The sequence below is a fragment of the Streptococcus infantis genome (assembly GCF_001579645.1).
Taxonomy (GTDB): Bacteria; Bacillota; Bacilli; order Lactobacillales; family Streptococcaceae; genus Streptococcus; species Streptococcus infantis_E.
This window is the reverse complement of the sequence record NZ_LQZF01000215.1, coordinates 1-220: the sequence shown is the minus strand read 5'-3', so window position 1 is coordinate 220 and position 220 is coordinate 1. Positions and strand designations below refer to the sequence as shown.

The 220-nt window shown below is 35.5% G+C and carries 1 pseudogene; it reads left to right on the top strand.

Annotated features, from left to right (window positions below):
* Positions 1-220: pseudogene (locus tag SINDD18_RS11070) on the top strand (hypothetical protein); the annotation flags it as partial.

Here is a 220-nt window from a genome sequence, read left to right as displayed (position 1 = left end):
AAAGAGCCGGCTAAGACACCAGTAGGAAATCCGTTCAAATTAACAGAAGCAGAAAAAGCAAAAGTAATTGAAGAAGTTAAGAAAGCTAATCCGAAAGCAAAAGATGTTGAAGTTTCAGACAATGGAGCTACAACAGTAACATTTAATGACGGATCAGTTGGTAAATTAACTCAAGAACAAACAATAAAAGAGCCGGATGCAAGAAATATCCAAAATCCAA